We start from the raw sequence: 6,846 nt of genomic DNA, 5'->3' as shown, positions 1-6,846 counted from the left end.
CCCGGTATCCGATCCGAAGCACCACGAATCCGAGCGCGAAGAGCACGGCCGCGCGGAGGGGGGCCAGGCGAAAGCGGAACACCGGGGTCGGAGCCCTAGCTCCCGGGCGTCGGAGTCTCGGTACCGGTGGTGAACACGAGGCCGAGGGACTGACCCGGCGTCACCTGGAGGCTCCCGAGGCCCTCCTGGGCGTACTCCCAGGCCGCGCCGGGGGACTGCTGGATCCACAGCGCCCAGTATGCGTATGCGGGCGCCATCGACTGGCACGATTCGACGAACGAGGCCTGGCCCGTGACCGTGACGGTCTCGTCGGCGGCAGGGCGCCCGTTCACGCGGCAGACGACCTGGTCGCCGTACTGGACGGTTCCCTCGGTCGCGACGGCCGCGGTCTTCATGACGGCGCTTGCAGCGATCGTGGTCGCCGTCCCGGTGTCCACACAGTCGGTGATCTTCGGTGCGGCGAGGGTTCCGAAATCGACGACAACCCTCACCCCGGAACAGGCCTCTGGCGAGGCGGACTCCGTGGCGGCGGCCGTTGCTGCGGCTCCGGGCGCGGCTGTCCCGCTGGGCGACGTGGACGGGCCGGTGGCGCAACCGCTGAGCGCCAGCGCTCCGAGCAGGGTGAGCGTAACGAGTACTGGCATCTTCATGCCCCCCAGAATACTGAGCGGCAGGCGGGAATCGGAATTCGTCAGACGCGCAGGGTCATCGTGCCGGAGCATGCCCGCGGTGCTGTCCCCGGGACAGAGTCAGAGCGCCGGCACCCGCTCTGCCGGCAGGGGAGACCCCGGCGGGGTGCCGTCGCCGAACGGACGCCCGCCCAGGGCCTCGCGACCAGACGGTTCGAGCCAGCCACGGGCATCCGGCCCCTTCGGGACGATGCCGCTCGGATTGATGTCGCTGTGGGTGACGTAGTAGTGCCGCTTGATCTGTTCGAGGTCGATCGTGTCGCCGAAACCCGGCGTCTGGAAGAGGTCCCTCGCGTATGCCCACAGGACAGGCATCTCGCTGAGCTTGTTGCGGTTGCACTTGAAGTGGCCGTGATACACGGCGTCGAACCGTGCGAGCGTCGTGAAGAGCCGGATGTCGGCCTCGGTGATCGTGTCGCCGACAAGGAAGCGCTGGGTCGCGAGGCGCTCCTCGAGCCAGTCCAGGCGGGCGAAGAGGGCGTCGTATGCCCGCTCGTAGGACTTCTGGCTGCCGGCGAAGCCGCACTTGTAGACGCCGTTGTTGACGTCGTGGAAGACCAGGTCGGCGACCTCGTCGATCTCGGCGCGATGCTCGACCGGATACAGATCGGGAGCACCCTCACGGTGATACTCCACCCATTCGGTTTCGAAGTCGATCGTGATCTGCGGGTAGTTGTTGGTGACGACCCGTCCGCTCGGAATGTCCACGATCGCGGGAACGGTGATGCCGCGCGGGTAATCCGGGAATCTCGCGAAATAGGCCTGCTGAAGCCGTTCAATGCCGAGCACCGGGTCAACGGCGCCGGGGTCGAGGTCGAAGGTCCAGCTGTTCCTGTCGTGCGTCGGTCCCGGCAGGCCCAGCGAGATGACCGCCTCCAGCCCGAGCAGGCGCCGGACGATCGCGGTCCGGTTCGCCCACGGGCACGCCCGCGCGGCCACGAGACGGTACCGGCCGGGCTCGACGGGCCAGCCGTCACGGGCGTCCCGGGTGATGCGGTCCTCGATGTAGTGGGTGTCGCGATCGAAGGGCTGTCCGGGTTCGATGTAGCTCGGCGTCAGGTCTGCGCCCTCGGGCTCTGGGGTGGTCATCCTTCAACGGTAGCGGCGGCGCGAGAATTTACCTCGCGGTAACGGAGTCGCGTCATCTTCGACGCAGTGCAGCGGCTACTCTCCGAGGAAGGCATTCAGAGGAGATACTGCATGATCGGTCGCGTTGACCCGTTTATCGGCACCGAGGTTACGGACCTTCCTCCTCAGACCGGCCTCGCCGCCACCTGGTGGTGGCCGAAGCCTCAGATCGGGAACACGCACCCGGGCGCTACCTACCCGCTCGGGATGGTATCGGCCTGCGCGTATTCGGGGGCCTATCCGACAGGGTACGGCCGGTACGACCTCTCTCTCGAGGGCATCCCGCCCCTCCTGCACGAGCGTCACCTCGCTTCGGGATTCGCGCACTTCCAGCAGTCCGGTACCGGCGCCATCCGAAAGTACTACAACTACTTCCGCGTCACGCCGATGATCGAACCACTCGACGTGCTCGGTCGGACCTGGGAGCTGACCGACGAACAAGCCGAGCCGGGCTGGTATTCAGGAACCCTCGACTCCGGCATCACCGCAGAGCTCACCGTCGGGCCGAAGAGTGCGGTGCACCGGTATACCTTTCCGGCACATTCCAAGGCGCGGGTGGTCATCGACTTCTCGCACGGTGGACTGTCGATTCCGTACGGCGCCACGATCCCGGTGCGGGCCCATCTCGAGTGCCTCGAGCCCGGAGTCGCCAGCGGGGAGATCGTGGTGGAGGGCGCCCCTCTTTCGGTGTACATCGAGTGCGACAACCCCCAGTGGCGTCAGATGCTCTGGTACGACAGACGCCTGATGCCGGGTGGGACCCGGCTCGACTTCGACCACATCCGCCCGACGACCTTGCGCCCGTTCGGCCTGATGTGGGCCGGTCCGAGCGAGGAGGGCCAGACGATCGAGCTGCGGATCGGATTCTCCCTGCGGGGCGTCGACCAGGCCAAGCGCAACCTCGAGGCGGATTGCGGAACCGGACCGGCGCAGTTCACGCCCCGCCGGGAGCGGACCCAGAAGGTCTGGCGCAAAAAGCTCAAGGGCATCACGGTCAGGACACCGTCTGCCGCTCGCCAGACGGTGTTCTCGACGGCGCTCTACCACGCCCTGATCAAGCCCTGCCTGGCCCCCTCTGAGAGCCCGTTCTGGCCGACGGACGGACCGTTCGTCTTCGACATCAGCACCATGTGGGACATCTACCGCACCCAGCTTCCCCTGATCACTGCGCTGATGCCGGAACGAGCGGTCGAGCTCGCGAACGCGATGATCACCATCTCGGAGGAGGAGGGCAACTTCCCCATCGGGTACCGGATGGCCCGCGGAAGCGACCGTTTCTCACGGCAGGCGAGTGCTCTCGCCCATACCTTCCTCGCCGACCTGTGCCAGCTCGGCCTCCCCGGAATCGACTGGGACTGGGCCCTCGTGCACATGTCCGACGACCTGCGCCGCACCTACGGCGAGGAGTTCCTGGTTCACGGGGAGGCGCATCCGATCAGCCACACCCTCGACCTGGCATTCGGATACTGGTGCACCGCGAAGGTCGCCGGGCACGTCGGCGACAGGGCCCTCGTCGAGCAGTTCGTCGCCCTCGCTGAACGCTGGGTGAATGCGTACGACCCGGTCACCGGTCTCCTGAAGGACTCCACGTACTATGAGGGCACCCGGCACAACTACTCGTTCCGGCTGGTTCAGGACATGGATGCCCGCATCGCTCTGAGTGGAGGGGCCGAGCGGTTCATCGCCCAGCTCGACGAGTTCTTCGGCTACGGCGCCGAGCCGGTGAAGCAGCTCGTCCGGGGCTCCGGCCCGGAGGAAGTCATCGCCGGCTACCGACTCGGCCGATTCGAGGGACTCAACAACGAGCCCGACATGGAAGCGCCGTGGTCGTACCATTACGTGGGCCGGCCGGACCGCACGGCCGAGATCGTGCACAACATCGTGCATCAGCAGTTCGGCACCGGCCGGGGAGGGCTGCCAGGAAACGACGACTCCGGCGGGCTCAGTTCCTGGTTCGTCTGGGCGTCACTCGGGCTGTTCCCGGTGGCCGGCCAGAACATCGTCCTCGTCAACGCACCCTCCTTCGAGAAGTCGACGTTTTCTGTCGGTAAGCACTCGTTCACCATCCGTACTCGTGGATTCATTGAACCGACACCGGGCGGACCCGTACAGTATGTGCAGGCTATGGAATTCAACGGGGAACCGCTCGGGCGCACCTGGCTCAGTGGAAATGAATTCCACGCCGGTGGCGAACTCGTCGTGGAGTTGGGGCCTGAGCCGGGCAGCTGGGGAACGACGGACTTCCCACCCTCGACGCCATCATCCTTGTCACCATCACGAGCGTCACGATCCACGGGAGAGACATCATGAATTCTGTTGAGAACCGGCTTGTCATCGTGGTCCGGGCCGATCCGGTCATTTGCGGCCACTCCGTCGAAGCGCGTAATCTCGCTGAGACCGCGCTCGAGCGCGGCTTCGACGAGGTGCGCATCGTGACGTGGCCGATCGACAAGCTCCAGGCCTCCGGACTGCCGCTCAAACCGCTCGATTCCGTGCTGCCATACAGTCCCGGGATCTTCGTCGACCGCCCCGCACCGGTCGGGGACTACAAGGTGCTCGACGGGCGCCACCTCGCCGGGGTCACCGGCCGGCTGATCGAGCTCTTCACCGATGGCGTGCCCACGGTCTGCCTCTCGCTCTACCTCACGCCGCACACGCTCGCGGTCTCCGACGCCGTGCGCGCTGCCTGGGGGACCGGGCTGCCCGTCAACGTGACCACGATCGCGGAAGCCGTGGGTTCGGACGTCACGAATGTCGTGCGCACCGCGGTCAACGAGGGACGATTCGGCGCCGCTGCGCACATCCTGTCGAGCTATCTCAGCCAGGATTACTGCGTCGCTGTGTCCGAGTACACCCGGCAGCTCATCATCACCGAGGCCGAACTCGTCGACCAGCACCACGGCACCCGCTACGCGGCCCAGTGCCGCGAACGGATCACGATCTCCTACCCGGCGATCGACGCAGACTCCTACCTGCACCTCGACGAGAGCGTGACGGACGACGTTCTCACCGCCCGCGGCCTCGAACGGGACGGGTACATCCTGTTCCTCTCCCGGCTCACCGCGGCGAAGGGCGTTGACGATCTCATCGCCGGTTACGCGATCAGCGCAGCCAGCCAGGACAAGATCCTCGTGATCGCAGGCCGCGGCCCGCAGTCCGAGGCACTCCGGGCCATCGCCGCGGCCTCGCCGCTCGCCGATCGCATCCGGTTCCTCGACGACGTCGGCGATGCGGAGAAGCCGTACCTGATGGCCGGATGCGCCGCCTTCGTGCTTCCGAGCAAGCCGCGGCCGGAGTTCGTGGAGACGTTCGGCATCGCACTGGCCGAGAAGATGCTCGCCGGCGGCGGTCCCGTGATCACCACCGTCACCGGTGGCATCGGCGAAGCCGTGGGCGACCACGCCCTGATCATCCCCGTCGAAGACCCGCAGGCGATCGCCGAGGCGATCGACCGCGCAATTCTCGAGACCACGGCGGAGGAGCGCAGGGACTGCGCTGACCGTGCGCGCGAGTATGCGATGCAGTTCGACCGGCGCAACGTCTTCGACCGGATGTTCGCCCCGCTGCGGGACACCGCCGAGGTCCCGCACCAGTAGGAGCGGATCCGGCGGTCGGACCCGCCGCGGGCAAGACGGTTGGTCTGAAATCGTGAAGTGTGAAGCGGTGAGGTCTGAAGCGGTGAGGTCTGAAGCGCCGATGTCTGAACTGCCGGGTCCGAAACGTCCAGTTTCGAACACCGTTAGTACGGAACAAGGAGACTCGGCGGTCGGTGCCGCTGCCGTCCCCGCTACACCGCCGATCTTCCTCGCCGACTCAGTCGTCGTCCCGGAGGATCGGGCTTTTGCTGGTAAGGAGGATGGGTCTCTGTTCGGGGTCGAGTCCCGGGGGTGGTGTGAGCCAGTAGTGGCCGGTGTCGTCGCGTGTGATGCGCCAGTGTTCGTTGTGGAGTCTGAGGTGGTCGGCCCGGCAGAGCAGGATCCCGTCGGCGAGGTTGGTTGCGCCGGTGTCGTCTTTCCAGTGCTGGATGTGGTGGGTTTCGGTCCAGGAGGGTGGTCGGTCGCAGCCGGGCCACATGCAGCCGCCGTCGCGAAGGGCGAGGGCGTCGCGTTGGGCGGGGCTGAAGGTGCGTTGTTCGCGGCCGAGGTCGACGCCGCTGCCGTGGTCGTCGAAGGTGACGTCGAGGAGTCCGGTGTCGCACCGGTTCCGTTCTAGAGTCTCGGTGGAGACCGTAACCGCGGTTCCCTCGATCACGCCCGGCTGGAGCGCGGGTGCCTCGTCTCTGCGGCCTGCCTCGGCATCGGACGTGGGTCCGGTCACCGCGTCGGGAGTCGGCCAGCTCGGTTCAGTCCTGCCGGCTGCGGTCTCGATCGACGCGGTCCGGACCGGCGCGGTCCCGTGCGGTGCGACGCCGATGAGTGCGGTGCCGGTGGATGCGGTCCCCGTCGGTGTGGTGCTGGTCGGTGTGGTGCTCCTGGGGCGGATGGTGATCATGCGGACGGCGGGGCTTCGTCCTCCGGCGATGCGCTTGGGGTCGGCTTTGACGCCGAGTTTGGTCAGGGCGAGGAATGCGTCCGCGGTGAGCTGTTCGGTGGTGCGCGGGTCGTCCTGCACGCGCTTCGCCCACGCTGCCTGCTCCTTGTTCACAAAGCGGACCCCGCCCCGGCGGGGGCTGGTGATGGCGTCGTAGGTACTCATCAGGTATTCGCCGTCTTCGGGGGCGAACAGGCCGACCATGCGCACCTGCCCCGTGTGGAGCCGCCAGAACCGCAGGGACCGGTCGTCGTAGACGGCTTTCTCGCGGGCGGCGATGCCGGCCTCATCGAGCACGTCCCGCACCCGGCGGGCCCGCTTGAACAACTGATCTGCGTTCAGGGTTCGTGCTTCGGTGAGGAGCCGGGCCAGGGCGGACGCGAGATTCTCCGGGGTGATAGCCCGGTCCAGATCGCCCAGGCCCTTACGGAGCGCGTCCGCCTTCTCGACGCTGAGCCAGCCCTCGGCGAGGGCGCGGCCGATCGGGGCGTGCCACGGT

5 protein-coding genes are annotated in these 6,846 nt (G+C 67.1%); 2 read left to right on the top strand and 3 right to left on the bottom strand.

The window, feature by feature from the left end; genetic code table 11:
- Positions 1-95: 95 nt before the first annotated feature.
- Together QN345_RS13795 and QN345_RS13790 are read right to left on the bottom strand one after the other, a co-directional pair.
- On the bottom strand, positions 96-650 hold the full coding sequence (locus tag QN345_RS13795) for a hypothetical protein (RefSeq protein WP_134448724.1): 555 nt from the start codon (positions 648-650) through the stop codon (positions 96-98).
- Positions 651-749: 99 nt separating this feature from the next.
- The gene (locus QN345_RS13790) at positions 750-1,778 is read right to left on the bottom strand and encodes a glutathione S-transferase family protein (RefSeq protein WP_134560097.1); all 1,029 of its coding nucleotides are present in this window, start codon (positions 1,776-1,778) and stop codon (positions 750-752) included.
- A 111-nt stretch (positions 1,779-1,889) separates the two neighbouring features.
- Here QN345_RS13790 and QN345_RS13785 point away from each other — a divergent pair, with 111 nt between their 5' ends.
- Together QN345_RS13785 and QN345_RS13780 are read left to right on the top strand one after the other, a co-directional pair.
- Entirely contained in the window at positions 1,890-4,127 is a 2,238-nt protein-coding gene (locus tag QN345_RS13785; RefSeq protein WP_322189715.1) for a glycoside hydrolase domain-containing protein, read from the top strand.
- Positions 4,124-5,413: a glycosyltransferase gene (locus tag QN345_RS13780; RefSeq protein ID WP_323508767.1), complete on the top strand. Its 1,290-nt coding sequence runs from the start codon at positions 4,124-4,126 to the stop codon at positions 5,411-5,413. Before QN345_RS13785 ends, QN345_RS13780 begins: the two co-directional genes overlap by 4 nt.
- 217 nt (positions 5,414-5,630) lie before the next feature.
- Here the strand turns inward: QN345_RS13780 and QN345_RS13775 are convergent.
- A partial coding sequence (locus tag QN345_RS13775) for an HNH endonuclease signature motif containing protein (RefSeq protein WP_323508766.1) occupies positions 5,631-6,846 on the bottom strand: 1,216 nt, incomplete at its 5' end.

Origin of the sequence: Cryobacterium sp. 10I1 (assembly GCF_035019805.1) — a bacterium.
GTDB lineage: Bacteria > Actinomycetota > Actinomycetes > Actinomycetales > Microbacteriaceae > Cryobacterium > Cryobacterium glucosi.
Note: the sequence above shows the minus strand (reverse complement) of the source record. Positions and strands in the feature narration are given on the sequence as shown.

What these genes read in the sequence shown, in the direction of transcription:
- QN345_RS13780 (WP_323508767.1), top strand. Translation starts at nt 4,124, where the DNA reads ATGAATTCTGTTGAGAACCGGCTTGTCATCGTGGTCCGGGCCGATCCG.
- QN345_RS13790 (WP_134560097.1), bottom strand. Translation starts at nt 1,778, where the DNA reads ATGACCACCCCAGAGCCCGAGGGCGCAGACCTGACGCCGAGCTACATC.
- QN345_RS13795 (WP_134448724.1), bottom strand. Translation starts at nt 650, where the DNA reads ATGAAGATGCCAGTACTCGTTACGCTCACCCTGCTCGGAGCGCTGGCG.
- QN345_RS13785 (WP_322189715.1), top strand. Translation starts at nt 1,890, where the DNA reads ATGATCGGTCGCGTTGACCCGTTTATCGGCACCGAGGTTACGGACCTT.